The sequence below is a fragment of the Shouchella tritolerans genome (assembly GCF_025770735.1).
GTDB classification, from domain to species: domain Bacteria; phylum Bacillota; class Bacilli; order Bacillales; family Bacillaceae_D; genus Shouchella; species Shouchella tritolerans.
Genome location: NZ_JAODPB010000001.1, coordinates 445,039 through 461,461 on the forward strand (window position 1 = coordinate 445,039; position 16,423 = coordinate 461,461).

The 16,423-nt window shown below is 44.5% G+C and carries 17 protein-coding genes; 16 read left to right on the top strand and 1 reads right to left on the bottom strand.

Going from position 1 to position 16,423, the window contains the following annotated elements; translation table 11 throughout:
• Window positions 1–18 precede the first annotated feature (18 nt).
• From N6H06_RS02135 to N6H06_RS23140, 5 genes are all read left to right on the top strand, one after another.
• Window positions 19–1,485, top strand: coding sequence for an NCS1 family nucleobase:cation symporter-1 (locus N6H06_RS02135; protein WP_263705513.1), 1,467 nt, complete (start codon window positions 19–21; stop codon window positions 1,483–1,485).
• Window positions 1,475–2,704, top strand: a complete 1,230-nt coding sequence (locus N6H06_RS02140) for a M20 family metallo-hydrolase (RefSeq protein ID WP_263705514.1) — start codon at window positions 1,475–1,477, stop codon at window positions 2,702–2,704. The genes N6H06_RS02135 and N6H06_RS02140 overlap by 11 nt, the downstream gene beginning before the upstream one ends.
• 13 nt (window positions 2,705–2,717) lie before the next feature.
• Entirely contained in the window at window positions 2,718–4,103 is a 1,386-nt protein-coding gene (gene hydA, locus N6H06_RS02145; protein ID WP_062745268.1) for a dihydropyrimidinase, read from the top strand.
• A gap of 5 nt (window positions 4,104–4,108) precedes the next feature.
• A complete protein-coding gene (locus tag N6H06_RS02150; RefSeq protein ID WP_212954508.1) occupies window positions 4,109–5,008 on the top strand; it encodes an NAD-dependent epimerase/dehydratase family protein in 900 nt (299 codons plus the stop codon).
• Between the two features lie 63 nt (window positions 5,009–5,071).
• On the top strand, window positions 5,072–5,329 hold the full coding sequence (locus N6H06_RS23140) for a PTS glucose transporter subunit IIA (RefSeq protein WP_082808176.1): 258 nt from the start codon (window positions 5,072–5,074) through the stop codon (window positions 5,327–5,329).
• A 178-nt stretch (window positions 5,330–5,507) separates the two neighbouring features.
• On the opposite strand, the gene N6H06_RS02155 is transcribed toward N6H06_RS23140, so the two are convergent.
• On the bottom strand, window positions 5,508–6,971 hold the full coding sequence (locus tag N6H06_RS02155; RefSeq protein ID WP_263705515.1) for an alanine/glycine:cation symporter family protein: 1,464 nt from the start codon (window positions 6,969–6,971) through the stop codon (window positions 5,508–5,510).
• Window positions 6,972–7,220: 249 nt separating this feature from the next.
• Here N6H06_RS02155 and N6H06_RS02160 point away from each other — a divergent pair, with 249 nt between their 5' ends.
• From N6H06_RS02160 to N6H06_RS02210, 11 genes are all read left to right on the top strand, one after another.
• Entirely contained in the window at window positions 7,221–7,952 is a 732-nt protein-coding gene (locus N6H06_RS02160) for an SDR family NAD(P)-dependent oxidoreductase (protein ID WP_263705516.1), read from the top strand.
• A 332-nt stretch (window positions 7,953–8,284) separates the two neighbouring features.
• Window positions 8,285–8,755 (top strand): PH domain-containing protein, encoded by a 471-nt coding sequence (locus tag N6H06_RS02165; RefSeq protein ID WP_212954505.1) that lies wholly within the window; start codon window positions 8,285–8,287, stop codon window positions 8,753–8,755.
• Window positions 8,752–9,030 (top strand): YwqI/YxiC family protein, encoded by a 279-nt coding sequence (locus tag N6H06_RS02170; RefSeq protein WP_263705517.1) that lies wholly within the window; start codon window positions 8,752–8,754, stop codon window positions 9,028–9,030. Before N6H06_RS02165 ends, N6H06_RS02170 begins: the two co-directional genes overlap by 4 nt.
• A 4-nt stretch (window positions 9,031–9,034) precedes the next feature.
• A complete protein-coding gene (locus N6H06_RS02175; protein WP_263705518.1) occupies window positions 9,035–10,600 on the top strand; it encodes an LXG domain-containing protein in 1,566 nt (521 codons plus the stop codon).
• 71 nt (window positions 10,601–10,671) lie between these two features.
• A complete protein-coding gene (locus tag N6H06_RS02180) occupies window positions 10,672–11,004 on the top strand; it encodes a hypothetical protein (RefSeq protein WP_251179678.1) in 333 nt (110 codons plus the stop codon).
• 144 nt (window positions 11,005–11,148) lie between these two features.
• Window positions 11,149–11,958: a hypothetical protein gene (locus N6H06_RS02185; RefSeq protein ID WP_263705519.1), complete on the top strand. Its 810-nt coding sequence runs from the start codon at window positions 11,149–11,151 to the stop codon at window positions 11,956–11,958.
• Between the two features lie 116 nt (window positions 11,959–12,074).
• Entirely contained in the window at window positions 12,075–12,461 is a 387-nt protein-coding gene (locus tag N6H06_RS02190) for a YwqH-like family protein (protein WP_212954499.1), read from the top strand.
• Between the two features lie 246 nt (window positions 12,462–12,707).
• Window positions 12,708–13,316: a TetR/AcrR family transcriptional regulator gene (locus N6H06_RS02195; protein WP_263705520.1), complete on the top strand. Its 609-nt coding sequence runs from the start codon at window positions 12,708–12,710 to the stop codon at window positions 13,314–13,316.
• Window positions 13,317–13,501: 185 nt separating this feature from the next.
• Window positions 13,502–14,542, top strand: a complete 1,041-nt coding sequence (locus tag N6H06_RS02200) for an NADH:flavin oxidoreductase (protein WP_062745275.1) — start codon at window positions 13,502–13,504, stop codon at window positions 14,540–14,542.
• A 12-nt stretch (window positions 14,543–14,554) separates the two neighbouring features.
• Window positions 14,555–14,788 carry a nucleotidyltransferase domain-containing protein gene (locus tag N6H06_RS02205; RefSeq protein WP_263705521.1) on the top strand — a complete coding sequence of 78 codons (234 nt, stop codon included), beginning with the start codon at window positions 14,555–14,557 and terminating at the stop codon, window positions 14,786–14,788.
• A gap of 204 nt (window positions 14,789–14,992) precedes the next feature.
• On the top strand, window positions 14,993–16,417 hold the full coding sequence (locus tag N6H06_RS02210) for a spore germination protein (protein ID WP_062745277.1): 1,425 nt from the start codon (window positions 14,993–14,995) through the stop codon (window positions 16,415–16,417).
• Window positions 16,418–16,423 lie beyond the last annotated feature (6 nt).

Here is a 16,423-nt window from a genome sequence, read left to right on the forward strand (position 1 = left end):
ATTGAAGGGGGAAGATGAATGGAATTCAACAAAGGTATTTTAAAAGTGAAGCCAGATCCTTCTTTGCATAATGCCGATTTAGCTCCAGTATCAGGAGCTAAAAAAGGCTGGACATGGTGGTCCTATTCAGCCATTTGGATGGGAATCGTGCATAATTTAGTTGCTTGGCAAGTAGCGGCGCATTTAATGGCCGTTGGCTTAAGTTTTTGGCAAGCGTTGTTGTGTATTTTAGTAGCGTATGCCGTTGCTTTTATCGCGATCCTTTTCAATAGCTACTCGGGGGCCAAATACGGCGTACCGTTTCCAGTGCTAATTCGAGCTGCTTTTGGGACTAAAGGGGCCCATCTTCCCGTCTTCATTCGGGCTGTTTTAGGCGTGTTTTGGTTTGGCGTCCATATGTATTTAGGAAGTATGGCGGTTAATGCGATATTAGGTGCTTCGTTTTCCTTCTGGGAAAGTTTAGGGGAGTACAGATTGTTAGGAATGGGTTTAAATAGTTTTATTGCCTATGTCATTACTTGGATCCTCCATGCTTATATTATTACACACGATATTGAACGCGTAAGGAAATTTGAGAACTGGGCTGGACCATTGGTCATGATCGTAGGGTTAGGGCTTGTCTGGTGGGCAATAGAGCAAGCCAATGGTTTAGGAAACCTAGTGTCTATCCCCAGTACCGTTTCGGGAACAGAGTTTTGGATTACATTCTTCTTAGGAATGTCAGCGTTGCTCGGTACGGTCGCGACTTTAATTTTAAACATATCGGATTTAACAAGATTTTCAAGAAGCCAGAAAGATCATATGGTCGGACAAGGGATTGGCATGCCGTTAATGTTTGTGTTGTTTTCGGTCATGGCTCTCCTGACAACCGCTGGTACCATGATTGCGTTTGGTGAAGCAATTACGAATCCGATCGACGTCTTAACACGTTTCGACCACCCCCTTATTGTGATTCTCGGCGCTGTTTCCATATTAGTGTCTACGCTTTCTGTTAATGTGGCAACGAACGGAGTCGCAGTAGGTTACGATCTAACTAGTTTGATGCCCACTAGACTGAATTTTGGAAAATCAGCCCTTATTGCCATCATTATTGGGGCGATTTCAGCTCCTTGGTTATGGTATCAAGAAGGAGGATCGTTTGACCTTGTCATGGGGGCAGTTGGTGCTACAATGGGTCCTGTTCTTGGCGTTATGCTTGTAGACTTTTTCATCATCCGCAAAATGAATTATGATGTTGATAGTTTGTTCATACACACTGGCCAATATGGTGGGTGGAATAAAAGTGCAATCGCATCCTTTGTAATTGGCATTGTTGCAGCCTTTATTGGTCTGATTATTCCGTCACTGAGCATTCTCTATAGTTTTAACTGGTTTATAGGCGTAGGAATTGCTGGGGTGACTTACCTATTACTTATGTGGTCGAAACGGAGTTCGAGTGTGATGAATACCAATCTTACTGAGGAGGAGATTGCGAATGATAAGTAAACAAAGGCTTTATGATCGAATAGAGTCTCTCGCCGAGATTGGGAAAACGGCAGATGGAGGGGTAACCCGGATCGCTTTTACAGAAGAGTACAAAAAAGGGTTGGATCTAATCACCTCTTGGATGGAACAAGCTGGGATGAATGTAAGGATGGATCAAGCAGGGAATTTAATTGGGAGATTAGAAGCCGGTAGTTCGAATCTCCCAGCGGTAGCGATAGGATCGCATATCGATTCCGTTGGCAACGGTGGTAAATTTGATGGAACCGTAGGTGTCATCGCGGGAATAGAAGTCGCTCAACATCTATATGAAGAAAATATCTCAATCAATCGGCCGCTGGAAGTCATCGCTTTTTGCGAAGAAGAAGGTTCTCGTTTCCAATCTGGCGGAGTCTATGGAAGTCGAGCAATGGCTGGGAAGATTACCGCTGATGATTTAGCTGTCCGTGATAAAAATGGGGTAACTAGATATGAGGTGCTCAAACAGTCAGGTTTAGACCCCGATCGTATTCAAGAAGCCGTCCGAGATCGCAATGACATTGGCCTTTACTTAGAAATGCATATCGAGCAAGGCCCGATTTTAGCTGATAAAAAGATCCCTGTCGGAATTATTACTGGAATAACAGGATTGTCGCTAACAGAAATCGTGTTTGAAGGGGAGTCAAACCATGTTGGTGCCACCCCTATGAATATGCGGAATGATGCACTGTTAGGCGCTTGTGAAGCAGCTCTCGCTGTCGAAAAAATCGTCAACCACTATGGGGGAACGGCAGTAGGAACCGCCGCGACAATGGATGTCTATCCAAGCCAGGTTAACATTATACCAGGAAAAGTTTCTACTATAGTAGATGTTCGCGATGTAGATGTGGAAAGAAGAGAAAAGATCCTCCATGATTTAGAAAAGAAAGTGCAAGATATATGCAAAAACAGAGGACTGCACTATCAATTCATCACAAAACTAAAAGCAAATCCAGCGATGGCGGCAACCCACGTATTCTCGCGAATGAAGTTGGAAAGCGAGCGATTGAATCTTAATACGTATGAGATGCCAAGTGGCGGGGGACATGATGCCCAGTTAATAGCTGAATTTACCGACATGGGAATGATCTTTGTTCGCTCTGAAAACGGCAGTCATAATCCAAAGGAGTATGCGGCTCCCGAAGACATTGCAAGTGGGACAGAGTTGCTATCCAACGTTGCTATGCATTACCTTAAAGGTTAATGGAGATGATCGTATGGCTACAGTCATTAAAAATGGAATCATTGTTACACCTACTGATACATTTAAGTCAGATATGGCAATCGAAAAAGGAATCATTGCAAAACTATCGGACTGTATTGTTCCAACGAGTCAAGACAGCGTCATTGATGCGGAGGGAAAATACGTACTGCCAGGCGGTATAGATCCCCATGCACACTTAGCGATTTCAGGGACAGTGGATGATTTTGAGAGCGGGACGAGGGCAGCAGCATCAGGTGGCATCACATCGATCATTAATTTTACCGATCCAACACCTGACCAAGGCTCATTTTTAGACGATTTAAAGAAATGGAAACAAAAGGCAGAACATTCAATCATTGATTATGGCTTTCACTCGATTATTAATCGATGTGACGATGCCGTATTAGACGAAATCGCTCAATTGCCGGAAAATGGAGTCACCTCCATTAAGCTGTTTATGGCTTACAGAGGAACAAACATGGTCAATGATACGGACCTGTTCCATTTAATGAAAAAGGCTTCTGAAGCAGGAATGGTCACAAACGTCCATGCTGAGCACGGGGATATCATTGATTTGTTAATTGAAGAACAGCGACGAAAAGGGAATACCGCTCCAATCTACCATGCTTACACTCGCCCTGCCTTACTTGAGGCAGAAGCCGTCAATCGAGTCTTGACCATTGCAGAACTATTACAGGCTCCTGTCTATATCGTGCACGTATCCAGTAAAGAAGCATTGGTGGAAGTACAGAGGGCAAAGGAACGTGGTGTGAACGTATATGGAGAAACTTGCCCCCATTATTTATTGCTTGACGAAGACTATTTAAAACGGGATCGTCCAGAAGCGGTGAAATACATCTGTTCGCCACCTTTACGGACAAAAAAGGACCAGAGCGCATTATGGAAAGGGCTTCAAACAAGTGCCTTATCCGTGATTGGATCAGACCATGCTTCCCACCCGTATAAGAACGGGAAAACCCGAGGCATTGATGATTTCACAAAAGCGCCGAATGGATTGCCAAGCATCGAAAACATCTACCCATTGCTTTATCATTTTGGCGTCCATGAGAAAAGAATATCTCTACAAACGTTTGCTAAGGTGATTAGCTTAAATGCAGCAAAAATATTTGGGCTATACCCTAAAAAAGGAATCATCCAGGTGGGAAGTGACGCAGATTTAGTGCTACTAGACCCTAACAGGACAACGTTGATTTCCGAAAAAAGCCAGCATCAAAAAACAGAATACAACGTTTACGAAGGATTTGAAACAAAAGGGACAATCACGCACGTCTTGTCACGGGGAGACGTGATTGTAAAAGATCATCATATAGTAGGTGAGCCGGGACGTGGCGAATTTTTACATCGAAAAAAACATACCAGTTTCGATCCCAGAGGGTGATCAACATGAATGTTCTAATCACAGGAAGTTCTGGATTAATAGGCCAGCACTTGGCATCTTTACTCACTGAAAAAAAGATCCGTGCAGTTGGGTACGACAGAAATCCTCCAGAGGCAAAGGAAGGCAACTATCTATTTGAACAAGGCGAACTAGAAGACTTTCCTCGTTTAGCGGCGGTTATTAAAAAGCATCACATTGATGCGATTGTCCACGGAGGGGGCATTTCTCATCCGCTCGTAGGAAGCAGGTCGCCAAACCAAGTGGTGCAGACCAATATAGTTGGAACAAATTATATCTATGAGGCCGCGAACATATTTAAAGTGAAAACCGTGATCTATTTAAGTTCAGCGGCCGTTTATGGCGATAACAACACCGCTTCTTTACTGGAAGATATAAAGCCTACCCCTACGTCAATTTACGGGGTATCTAAAATAGCCGGGGAATATTTAGCGCAACTGTTTGCGAAGCAATTTGGGCTGGAAATCATCACATTAAGATTCCCTTTTGTTTATGGGCCCGGTCGGAGGATGCCAGATCCCATCAATGACCTCATTATCAAAGCGAAAAATGGGGAAAACATCACAGTAGATGGGATGGACCAGCAGCTAGAATTTATCTATGTGAAAGATGCGGTCAGGGCGATCTGGCTTGCATTAAAGGCTGAACACATTCGGGGAGAGGTAGTGAACATCGGGACGGGACAGCTGACGCCGATTAGAGAAATCGCTGCCAATGTCCACGAGATGTTTCCTAATGTGACCATGAAAGAAGGGCATGGAAAGTTGGAGTACGATGAAATGGGGGCGCTTGATTGCTCTAAAGCAAAGCGAATACTCGGGTTCGAACCTCTTTATTCTTTAAAAAGCGGAATGCTTGAATACGCAAAGTGGATAATTAATCAATAAAAAGCAAGGAAAAAGCTAGCGGCAAAGGCGGTCATATTATACAGCCTGAAGGCTCCTCCAATCATGTTGAGGAGCCTTTGTCGTTTTCACAATGTTCATCGTCCATACCTCGGAATCGATACAGTCCATCTTTCTGGTGAAGGCTTTGAGAGCTTCGTCAAAGTTGGAGAAAAGGTCACAGCTGGCCAAAAACGATTGTCTTTTGACTTAAACCTCATAAAGACTAAATCTGCGATCACGCCACTATCATTACAAATATGGACAAAGTGGCAGGCCTTCAGTACAATTACGGGATCGCTACGACAGACACGACTGTTTTAGTTGTACATGTAAAGTAACAGTATAGGAAGCGCTCAACGACTTGTGAGATCCAATGGAACTTAGTAACAACAGGAGGTAAATCGGGAGAACCGCTGCAAAGGGTCTCTCGATTTTATGTTTCAAGACGCTTTGAGGCACTTCCATTTCATTTTGCGAAAAGAACGAAAGGCGAGTGGGCTTAACTAGCATTTTTTTCTGGCCCTTTCTCAGGTTGGTACGTCTCCCAGAATGTCGCGTGTTTAATGCCCAACTTCCTAGGATCGAAAACAGGGTCAAGCCCTTGTTTTTTCTGAGTTTCGTAATCCTTTAGGGCGATCATCGCCGGCTTGGCGAGCAGGACGATGGCAATGACGTTGATCCATACCATTAAACCGAGGCCAATGTCGCCGAGTAGCCATGCATTTGCAGCTGTTCGGTTGGCGCCGTAATACGTAGTTCCAAGCAAAAGCAACTTAATGACAGCCATTGGCCAGGCGGCATTGCGTCCGCGCATTAAATAGGCAATGTTTGTTTCAGCAATATAGTAGTAGGCCATAATCGTTGTAAAAGCGAAAAATAGAAGGGCAATCGCGACAAATCCCGTTCCAAAAGCAGGGAAAACATAGTTGATCGCTTCCTGTGTAAATTGAGGCCCAGCCTCAACGCCAGGAATCGCTTCAAACAAATGCGTCCCCTCTTCAGGCCCTTGTGTATTGTACATACCTGTAAATAGGATCATGAATGCGGTTGCTGAACAAACAAGCAATGTGTCAATGTATACAGAGGCAGCTTGCACCAACCCTTGCTTAGCCGGATGTGAAACTTCGGCCGCCGCCGCAGGGTGTGGGCCGGTGCCTTGGCCAGCCTCATTGGAGTAAATGCCGCGCATGACGCCCCAAGAAATAGCGCTGCCAAGCAATCCACCAAAGAGAGAGTCCATTCCGAACGCGCTGCGAAAGATGAAGGCAATCGTTTCTGGTACAGCCGAAATGTTCATAAAAATAATGGTGGCGGCCATAATCATGTAGCCAATCGCCATAAACGGCACGATAAAGGCGGCGGTGGTCGCGATCCATTTAATCCCGCCAAAAATAATCAGCCCTAAAACCAAGACGAGAAACAGCCCTGTTGCCCAAGTTGGTATACTAAAGGCATTGTTGACAGCTGCGGCAATCGAATTGGACTGGACCCCAGGCATAAGCACAGACATCGCTACAAGGGCAGCGACTGCAAACAGAATCGCAAACCATTTTACGCCTAATCCTTTTTCAATATAGTAAGCAGGTCCACCTCGGTATTGGCCGTTTTGTTTGTCTTTATAAATTTGCGCAAGCGTCGATTCAATAAACGCGCTGGAAGCACCCAGAAAGGCAATGGCCCACATCCAAAATACAGCCCCTGGCCCGCCAAAATAAATCGCTGATGCGACGCCCGCAATGTTCCCCGTTCCAACACGGCCCGCCAAAGCGACTGATAATGCTTGGAAGGAGGAAACGCCGGCATCTGACTTTTTGCCAGTAAACATGAGTGTAAACATATTTTTTAGATGGCGGATTTGCAGGAATCTTGTTAGTAATGAAAAAATCAATCCAACTACTAATAATGTGTAAACGACTGGCGAGCTCCACAGAACATTATTAATAGACTCTAAGATTGCGCTCACTGCCCGTCCTCCTTAAATCATTATTTGAAATTCCACGAATTCATTGGATTTTAATCTGATGGTCGGCTCCTTTCTTGGTTCAACTAAGTTATTTTCTTATAATAAACGGTATTGGCAAAGATGAAAAGAAGATCATTGCAAATTTTGTGATTTTATTGGAAGATTTTCTGTCATTGTTAAAGCCGTTTACGCATCGTCCTTATTTGTTTTGGAAAGGATAAGAGTACTGATCCAAACAGGAGGTTGCTTATGGTTGAACTAACCAACAAGATTGTCATTATTACTGGAGGTGCGTCTGGCATTGGACGGGCAGCGGTCGATGCGTTTTTGGCAAAAGGCGCAAAAGTGGTGATTGCTGATTTTAATAAGGAGACGGGAGAGGCTGCTGTTAAGGAATTAACCAATGCAGGCAAACAAGTTCTATTTGTGCAAACCGATGTCTCAAGCGAACAATCGGTGCAAAACATGGTCGCTGAAACGGTGAACGCCTATGGGCGCGTCGATATTCTTATAAACAATGCTGGTTTCGGAACAATGAGCCCGTCTCATGAAAGGACATATGAAGATTACGAAAAGATTGTGAACGTATGCCAAGACGGCGTTTTTTTAGGAGCAAAGCATGCGATTAAAGAAATGATCCAAACAGGCGGTGGCTGTATCATCAACACGTCGTCGGTACTCGGATCAGTCGCTCAAGCTGAGGCGCTGCCTTACAACGCTGCAAAAGGGGCAGTCAATACAATGACAAAATCGTTGGCAGTTGAATATGCAGACAAACAGATACGCGTCAACGCCGTAGCTCCTGGGTTTGTAGAGACAGCCGCCGTAAATAAGGAAGCGCTTGGCGACTTTTATGATGGCCTTGTCGCCAAACATCCAATAGGGCGGTTAGGAAAACCGGAAGACATTGCCCATGGGATGGTTTTTCTTGCCGTCACAGGTACGATTCTAACCGTTGATGGCGGCTATACCGCTTTATAAGTATAAGAGAGAAACACCCTAAAGACAGCTTTAATGAGAGGCTACTTTAGGGTGTTTTTTTGGCGGTCAAAAAACTACGCCAGACTATTTCACATTAGCTCCTTATTATATAAGGTTAATTATTGTAATCATTTCAAGAGGGGAGAAATGAGACGCATACTAAAAATAAGTAAAATACTAGGTCTAATGACATGGTTTCTATTTTCCGATTGGTTTGCGCCCGGGAATATCGTACTGTTCAAAAGGCTACGCAAGTGCGTTAGACTAAAAGAAGGAAATGTTTAGCAAAATAGACGGTTGTTGATAGAAAAATGGGAAAAGGAGTTCAACCTATGCGCTACTACTCAAAACGGGATTGGGCAATGAAAGCCATTATTGCCGCTGTTTGGCTAATTGGGATTGCAGTGCTCTTTTTTATGTACACAGACGATTCAGCAACATTCTTAATGATTTATGTATTTGGCCCAATGTTGGTATTCGGCCTTGTCTTAGTAACCGCATCAATCACGAATATGTATTATGAACTGCAAGAAGAAGGCTTGTATGTGAAAGCCGGTTTTTACTCTTATTTCTTTCCATATGAAACAATGGAAAGCATTCATCCGGCAAAAGGATTTTCCATGGTCGGGGTCAAGGCAGCACTCGCTGTAACAACGGGCGTCGCCATCAAAGTCAACGACGGCAGAGAGTTCGTCCGAATTTCTCCAGACAACGAAGCTTCATTCCGCGCCGAGCTGATGGAAAAAGCGCCCCACGTAAAGGAAGTCGATGAAGCCATTTCGCAAAGGGAGGATAAAGCATGAGCGGAGAAATCTATTTAAATCCAACGCGTATGAAAGAGAATCTAACTGAAGTGCGAAATGCGATTCAAGCAGTGCAGCCGAGTACAAAAGGCTATGAAGCAGGAGACACAGTGCTAGAAAAGATTGAAAAAGCAAAAGAAAATATGGAACAAATTCAACAACTCCTTCGTGATTATCAAGCGCTCGTGCTTGATAATGCTAGCGATATTGAGGCATTGGTTGACCAATTTGTCGAAAGCGAAGCAAACGTGGCAAAGGCTATTAAAGGAGGGTAAGCAGTTGGCGAGAAAAGCATTAGAAGCAGAACAGGCATTGGCGATGTTAGAAGAGATGGCAAGCGAACTCACGGAACAGAGCAACCAGTTTGCTGATTTTGCAAGTTTTCTCTTCAAACAAAGAATGCTCAGCACATCTGGTTTTGGCAGCGGTGATACAGCGACAAGTATCGCCGACTTCTGGAGAGACGGCCATGGGCCTTTTGTAAAACTACTGCGGCGTGTTCTTGAAGACTTCGCAGAAAAGCTAGAAACGATCCGCAATGATTTGGCAAATGAGTTTTCCGAACAAGCGGTCATTAAAGAAGCTTATATAATGGACGAATTGTATGAACAATTAAATGAACTAAAAATCAAGGCAAGAACCCATGGTCAAACATTAGCAGATATTAAAAGCGAATACGCAGATATCGTTTCATTGCCTCATTTTAATTATGAACCTGTTGAGCAAGGATTGATCACAGCCCAACAGGAAGCAGAAGATACGGTCGCTCTTTTGCACGAAAAAGACGTAGTAGACTCAATGAACCAAATCGCTGATGACATCTCTATGTTATCTACATATGTTGATCATCTCCGTACAGTGATTACAAAAGGCGATGTATCGATCGCCACTTTCCATCCACTTGACTTACAAACAGATGAACAGTGGCGAACCATTCGCAATGAATTGGATAAACGCTACTATTTAGATATTGTGGCATTTGGAAACAATTGGCTGAACTTAGGCAATACCTTATTTGGTGCTGGACAAAATGTACTTGCTGGCGCTTCGATTGCAATCGGCCACTATGGCACCAAAAACTTTCAAGACTATGTAAAACGCATTAAAGCAGGAAAAGGTGGAACCCCGAGCACAAACAAATACGTAGCGATGGCCAAGAACGGCTTCCGTTATGCTTTAGGCAGCGGCAAATCAGCCGCCGCTACTGCCGCAAAACACATTCTGTCAGAAGAACAAATGCGCAAAGTTAGCAACCACGTCACAAATGCAAAAACCGGCTTCAAAAACGCAGTCGATAAAGGCAAAATCGCAGCGACAAAAGCAGCAATCAACATCGCTTCCAATGACCATGTCCGTAAATTCGGCGAGAAGTTTTCCAACTTTAAAGTCGACGAAAAAGCCAAACATATAGCGAAGTATGTAGAGACGCCTGCGACAAGGGCGTTGGGGCCGATTGGGATTGGGTTAACTGCAGTGAATCAGTTCAATGAGGAGTTTGTGAACCCAGATAATGAAGATAGGTCTGCTCTTGTTAAAAGTACGAGGGCTATTACTGGAATGGTAGTGGAAGGTGGGGCTTCAACTGTAGGGGCGTTTGTTGGTGGTGCGATTGGTACAGCAATCCCAATCCCGGGTATGACGTTTGTTGGTGCCGCTGTTGGCGGAGCTGTTGGCGGCTATGTCGGCGGAAAAATTGCTCCGGTAGCGAAAGACCTTGCCGAGTCAGCTATCAATGGTTTATCGACTGCGAAAGAGAAAGTATCTGAAGGGCTTAATAACATAGGTAGCGGATTAAAGCAAGGGGCTGGCAACTTAGTTGCAGGTGTAGCTGGATGGTTTAGTTAAAACTAAGCTAATAGGAGTTTATTATAGTAACTAGTTTAAAGGTGTTTTAAAGAGACAGAGGTGAAAGGGCTATGGTATTAGAGGCAATCTATTTTTTCATCCTAGCACTAGGCGCGATTCAATTTATGCACGGAGGGGTATTAATTATATTTGGGTACCCCTCCATCTATTCCAACTATCTAGAAGGGTTTTATACCAAAGAACCGAAACGACTGTCTGATAGTGTATTCAATATTATTTTCTGGGTAACGATCAGTATTGCTTATTATACGTTTAAAAAAGCTTCTTTAAAATATGGGTTCTGGAAAGTAAAGCTGTATTATGGCATTGGATGGGTCGTTGCGCTCTTTCTTTATATGTTTGTTTTTAATCCTATCTTTACGTACTTTTTTCCTGTTGATTAGTGGATGGAACTAGTTGGGAACTATACGATGGATTAGGAATAGCGTTTTCCTATTTCCTGCCGCTTTGTTTATTTGTCCTTTTGGCAAACGTTATTCCTGAGTAAAGACAATGTCTTAGAAATTAATTGAAAAGGAGCTTTTCTTATGCAACCGTTATTAACGTGCACGACAGAAGAATTGGTATGTTTATTGAGCATGTGCGGTTATCATGAAATGGCCAAGGGTTTAGGGGAGAGCATGTTAGGGGAGAAAACTCCTGAAGCTTGGGATGCGGTCATTGAAGGAGCGGCACACCAAATGATGCTTAAGGGCATTTGGGACACGGAAAAGGCTGAGCGGGATGAGATTCCACTTGGAGATGAGTGGCAACGGTTTACCGAACAGTATGCAGAATCAAGCTATTTGGTTCGTTTTGTTGATCGGGTGAAAGGACAATCGTTGCTTTTTCACCAGATAAGCGATGACCAGTGGTTTTATCATCATGTTATCAATGATGTCATCCACATTTTTGCAAAAATGGAATCAAAAAAAGCGTACAACGAAGTTGATCGTTTTTTTGATATCGCTGCAAGCGCTAAAACGGTTCGGCAAGAGTTTGTGTTAACGCCTGAGCAATTTGACCGTCTCACTGACGATGAACAAGTTAGTCCAATTCAAACAGAGTTCTCAGCAGTTGCTGAACCCCCATCGATCAGCGCATTTGAGGATTTCGTTAAAGACTTGGCGGAGCAGAACTGGACACTAAAGAACGGAAGTGCGTTCCAAATTGGCGATCAGCAGAATGACATGACCATCAGTGATTTGTTTTTCTTCCTGCCTGCTCAAAATGGCATCTGGCTCGTTGTTTATGAAATTGAAAATGGCAAACAGCAAGTGCGGCTAACGAAAACATCGAAACAAGAGTGGCTGAAAACAAACGAGGTATTGTTTCGCAATAAAGTATCTACTCGATAAATAGACATCGAGGGATTGCAGAATCAAAATGGGTTTAGCACTTAATCCGACTAAGTATTTTAATGGATGCAATACCATTATCTCGACAACAATTTACTTTAAGGAGGGCAAGCGCTGTGTCAGTGGAGTATTTTAGACAACAAATTCATTCAACAGAAGCGTTTATTGCGGAAGCGAATGAAAAGTTAAGACGTTTACGGGAATGCCGGTCAAAACTACTTAGCCAAGAAGGGACCATGGCAGATGACCGCGCCCAATTTAAAGAACCAGAGTTAACAAACGAGACATGGAACGGCAAGCATGCAGACCAATTTGAACAAACCCGCGAGTCTGAAGTGGTCAGCACTTATCAAGAGTTGATCGATACAACAGGAGACGCCATAGAGCGGACCGATCGGCAAATTAGCATGACGGTGGATGTCATCTCCCACCAAAATAGTTTGTTAAGCAATTATAAAATAGGCCTTGAAAATGCGATTGAGCGGGAGAGAGAAAAGAAGTAAAGGATATGAAGGAATCTTTAAACTTGAAAAGATGGAAATGAACTAGAAGTTCACTTGAAAACAACCTCCCCTTTATTTCAGGTAAAAACGAAACGTTTCCTAATCCTGCCATATTCGTTGTACTGTTATCAAAAAGAGCTTCTCACAAAGCTCTTTTTTCTTTGATCAACAACCAGGAGATAAATATAACTTACGGGAATAAGCACACTAATTGACTCCATAGTCAAGAATGGATATGATACCCCCATGAGCAGACCAAGAGAATTTGATGTTGATCGTGCGTTGCGCCAGTCCATGGAAGTATTTTGGACGAAAGGGTTTAAAGCGACTTCCTATGATGACTTGACTAGCACGACGCAAGTGAAGAAACAAAGTTTGTATTGTGTCTTTAAGAATAAGCGGGAGTTGTTTTTACGTGCATTGATGCTTTACCGGAAACAGAGCATAGCTATGCTGGAGGAATTGGCCTCCCAGGAGGGGTCTCCTTTAAAAAAATTGGAAGCCATATGCGAGGCTACGCTCTGTCTAAACGACGAAACGATGAGCCGAGGCTGCCTCATCGTCAATTCAGCCCTTGAATTTGGAACCGACGACGAGGAAGTCAACCGTGAGGTCGCATTGATGTTTAACCAGGTCGGACGTGTGCTCGAGAAGGTTATTCGCAGCGGCCAGGAACAGCATTTGATTACGTCCCGCCTTACAAGCAAAGAGCTTGCCCTTCACCTGAACAACGCTCTTAGCGGAGCAAAGATTATGGAAAAATCAGGCGCTCCCCGAGAGCAGATCGCAGTGGTATTGCGTACAGCTATTGCGCTTATGAGGCTAGAGAATGATGGGCTTGTGAGTGATAGATAACTACATGCATGTATGGTCCATTAAATGCGTGCATGTCTTTTTTTGAAAAATTGTTGACTGCATAGTCAAGAAAAGGGTGTATGGAAAAACCTGCAAGGGGGGTGATACTTAAAAGCATAGAGCGCATTAAATGTTTTAATGATTTTCTTGACTGTTCACATACAAAATGAAACCTGGAGGTTGTTATGACGAATTCAAAATCCGTTCAAGCTTTGTTCCAACCGTTTTCAATTAAGAATATGACGCTGTCCAGTCGCATTGTGATGGCGCCGATGACTCGCCAATTTTCACCTGAAGGCGTTCCAGGCCCTGATGTGGCTGCTTATTACCGCCGCAGAGCAGAAAACGGAGTCGGACTGATTGTGACCGAGGGTACGGTCATTAACCATCCGGATTCGTCGAATCAGGAAAATGTACCGCACATCTATGGCGAAAAGGCATTAAACGGCTGGGCAAACGTAGTAGCTGAGGTACACAAAGCCGGTGGGCGGATCATACCGCAGATTTGGCATATGGGGGCTCGCGGCCATGTCGGTGACTATACGGAAAAAGATGTCGCCGCCATAGTGGATGCTTTTGCGCAAGCGGCATCCGAAGCGAAGCGGATCGGCTTTGACGGAATCGAACTGCACGGCGCGCACCAATATTTGATTGACCAGTTTTTCTGGAATAAAACCAATCCACGCACAGATCGTTATGGCGGCGACATGGTGGAACGCACCCGCTTTGCGGTAGAAGTCATCGAAGCTTGCCGCCGCGCCGTCGGACCGGACTTTCCCATCGTGCTGCGCTTCTCGCAATGGAAGGCCAGTGACTATACGGCCAAATTGGCAACAACCCCGGCTGAACTGGAGCAGTTTCTGGCCCCGTTAACTGATGCAGGAGTCGATAGTTATCACTGCTCCACTCGTCGCTTCTGGGAGCCCGAATTTGAAGGATCTGACTTGAATCTTGCCGGTTGGACTAAAAAGCTGACAGGAAAACCAACAATCACCGTGGGTTCAGTTGGGTTGGACAGTGAATTTACGAGTCTCTTCGCCGAAGGAAAGGGAGCGGGTGTCTCTAACATTAACGGATTGATCGAGAAACTGGAACAGGGGGAATTTGATCTGGTAGCGATCGGTCGGGCATTATTAGCTGACCCTGCTTGGGCAAGCAAAATCCGCGATGGCCGTTTCGACGAACTGACGCCATTTTCGCCCGACGCGGTGAAAACACTCTACTAAATAAAAGAAGTTTTGCGAGAGGTGGAGGAAATCGATGATGTGTTAATTTTTGGCAGTGGAGCTGTGGGGCAGGAAAAGCGCGGATCGGATATTGACTTAGCCCTTATCGGCAAAAACTTGAGTTCAAAGTCACAAGACATTCCTTATTTTGTCGATGTGCTTCATTACAATCCATTCGAAAACGAACAATTGAAAGCTCATATAGATAAAGAAGGAAAGCCTTTGTTTTATCCTGTGAATCATTAAAGAAAAGCAGCCCCGGCTGCTTTTTTTGTTTTCCTGCATGGAAGTGTTAGAAGCAGCAGCCTTTGTTTCGCCTATGTAAGCCTTGGTACAAATTAGGGAGATCCTCGTAAAATTTCAAACATATGGATGGAAATCTAGGCTTGGCCTGTATAACAAGCAAACGACTTGGCACACTAACGATATGAATATCCGGAGGAGCCCTTTATGGATGTGTTTGGTGCCGATTATGAACAAAATAAGGAAAGGCTGATCAAGGAAATAGGCGATCAAGCCGATTTGACGATTAAATATGCGTACGCAACTTCATTGGAAAAGCAGTTGACCTTTTTTTATTTCGGCGAAGCGGACGCGCAAAGAATGGAGAACTGCCTTCGCTATCTGAATGGGCTACCAGCCGCTTATTTTAAAAAGATAGGCAGCGAAGAGGAGCGGGCAAAACCGTCGATTAGCTATACGGAGTCGGTAGAAGTTGATGTCAAAAAGGCGGCGAAGTCGCTGTATCTGGATCGGGTTGTCTTGCTGTTGGAGGGCGTTCCGTTTGCGTATGTGTTGCAGTTAAAAAAGGGAATGAACCGCAATGTGGAAAAGCCGACGATTGAGCCGGTTATCCGCGGCCCGAAAGTATCGTTTATTGAAGATCTGAACGCAAACATTGCCTTAGTACGCCAGTATGGCGATGACGAAAACCTCATTGTCGCTGAACATGTCGTCCATTATAAAAACAAACAAAAGACGATCCGTTACATTTACCATAAAGAAAAAACAGAGCCTGCTGTTGTCGACGAAGTGGCTGAGCGCCTGAAGGGCATTAAACACGCCAATATTGAGGATTCTGGCAAAGTTGAAAGTTTTTTGGACAACTCGCCTTTGTACTCGCCATTTCCGCAAATCCAGACAACGGAGCGTGTTGACCGGATTTTAGGAGGCATGGAAGAAGGGCGCGTCGCCATCTTCGTCGACGGCTCGCCGTTTGCGATTATGGTGCCAACCACATTTGAACAGCAACTGCAAGCGGCGGACGATTATTATGAGCGCTGGATGATCAGCTCCCTAATTCGCGTACTCCGTTACATAGCTCTATTCATTACGTTATTTGTCGCACCTGTTTACATCGCGCTTGTCTCTTTCCATCAAGGGCTCATACCGGACGAATTGTCGCTCACGATCATGAATACACGCATGAACGTGCCATTTCCAGCGGCTGGCGAGGTCATCGTCATGACGCTCTTTATTGAATTATTGCGTGAGGCGAGTATCCGGTTGCCTTCTCCCCTTGGGCAGACAATCGGCCTTGTTGGCGGCGTTGTCGTTGGTCAAGCTGTTGTTGAGGCCCATATCGTCAGCTCGATCATGGTGATCATCATAGCGCTGACGGCGATTTCGTCTTTTGCTGTGCCAATGTATAACTTAAGCTTGTCTTTTCGGTTTCTTAGCTTTATCGCCATCGTCTTTGCCTCAACGTTTGGGTTGTTTGGCGTCGTTTGTTTTTTTATTTTGCTTACCACCCATTTAGCAAGCTTGCACAACTATGGCGTCCATTATTTTTCGCTCAAGTTTTCATTGAAAAAGCATGGCATTTACGATGCCATCCTCCGTTTGCCGACTGTACTGAAGGATAAGAAGGGGTGAGTCACG

Coding starts and splice junctions, on each gene's coding strand:
- N6H06_RS02135 (WP_263705513.1), top strand. CDS start 19: ATGGAATTCAACAAAGGTATTTTAAAAGTGAAGCCAGATCCTTCTTTG.
- N6H06_RS02140 (WP_263705514.1), top strand. CDS start 1,475: ATGATAAGTAAACAAAGGCTTTATGATCGAATAGAGTCTCTCGCCGAG.
- hydA (WP_062745268.1), top strand. CDS start 2,718: ATGGCTACAGTCATTAAAAATGGAATCATTGTTACACCTACTGATACA.
- N6H06_RS02150 (WP_212954508.1), top strand. CDS start 4,109: ATGAATGTTCTAATCACAGGAAGTTCTGGATTAATAGGCCAGCACTTG.
- N6H06_RS23140 (WP_082808176.1), top strand. CDS start 5,072: ATGTTGAGGAGCCTTTGTCGTTTTCACAATGTTCATCGTCCATACCTC.
- N6H06_RS02160 (WP_263705516.1), top strand. CDS start 7,221: ATGGTTGAACTAACCAACAAGATTGTCATTATTACTGGAGGTGCGTCT.
- N6H06_RS02165 (WP_212954505.1), top strand. CDS start 8,285: ATGCGCTACTACTCAAAACGGGATTGGGCAATGAAAGCCATTATTGCC.
- N6H06_RS02170 (WP_263705517.1), top strand. CDS start 8,752: ATGAGCGGAGAAATCTATTTAAATCCAACGCGTATGAAAGAGAATCTA.
- N6H06_RS02180 (WP_251179678.1), top strand. CDS start 10,672: ATGGTATTAGAGGCAATCTATTTTTTCATCCTAGCACTAGGCGCGATT.
- N6H06_RS02185 (WP_263705519.1), top strand. CDS start 11,149: ATGCAACCGTTATTAACGTGCACGACAGAAGAATTGGTATGTTTATTG.
- N6H06_RS02195 (WP_263705520.1), top strand. CDS start 12,708: ATGAGCAGACCAAGAGAATTTGATGTTGATCGTGCGTTGCGCCAGTCC.
- N6H06_RS02200 (WP_062745275.1), top strand. CDS start 13,502: ATGACGAATTCAAAATCCGTTCAAGCTTTGTTCCAACCGTTTTCAATT.
- N6H06_RS02210 (WP_062745277.1), top strand. CDS start 14,993: ATGGATGTGTTTGGTGCCGATTATGAACAAAATAAGGAAAGGCTGATC.